Here is an 804-nt window from a genome sequence, read left to right on the forward strand (position 1 = left end):
TCCGGTGGCTTCTTCGCGCCTGGTGGCTTCTCCGCGTCCGGTGGCGTCTTCGCGCCCGGTGTCGCCGTCGGTTTGGCCTGGCCGCACGGAATCGGTCCATCGTGTGCGGCCGGGGCGGCCGATGGCCCGCTGAGACGCGACGGTCTCAGCCGCCACGGCTGCCGGCTCCCCGGCCGCTTCGGACTCGGCTCCCCGCGGGGCGGCTGCCGGGGGTTCGGCGTCCCCGGGTGCAGTGTCCTCGGGTTCGGCGTCCCCGGGTCTGGAGTCCGCAGGTCTGGAGTCCCTGGCTTTGGGGGTGGCTTCTGCGGGTGGGGGTGGACCCTGCTCAGGGTCGGGGTCGGCGGGTGCGGGGGAGAGGTCTGCGGGGTGTCTGCCGCGCAGCAGCTCCAGGAGGACGTCGGTGCGGATGGTGTCGATGGGTCGTTGGTCTCCGTCTGCTTTGAGCGCGTTCGCGAGTGCGTTGAGATAGTTGTAGGCGGCGTCGGCGTCCTCGGCGGGTAGATCGCGTGCGGTCAGATCGGCGGTGCCGTCGGGGTTGTCGTACAACTCCACCCGGCGGCCCTTCTCAGCTGCCTTACGGCGCCGTTCATAGGCATCGGGGTCGGCGTCTTTGATCGCATTACGGACCCGTATCGCCAGCTGCCGGGCGGTCAACCGCGGCGCGTCGGGCAGCACGAGAGCCTCGACCTTACGGGCGATATCGTGACCGATCCCGAGGACGCCGTCACAGATCGCCCGTGCTTTCCTGCTGTCGATGCGGCCTTCGGTGAGGGCCCGGCCGGTTTCCAGCAGCGGCCCTTCCAA

At 70.4% G+C, this 804-nt stretch carries 1 protein-coding gene; it reads right to left on the reverse strand.

Translation table 11 applies throughout. The features are described 5' to 3' along the window. Positions 1–804, reverse strand: an 804-nt coding sequence (locus tag HKK74_RS38885) for a DUF222 domain-containing protein (protein ID WP_187248440.1), incomplete at both ends; no start/stop codon positions are given.

The sequence above is a fragment of the Actinomadura alba genome, from assembly GCF_014323705.1.
GTDB lineage: Bacteria > Actinomycetota > Actinomycetes > Streptosporangiales > Streptosporangiaceae > Actinomadura_C > Actinomadura_C alba.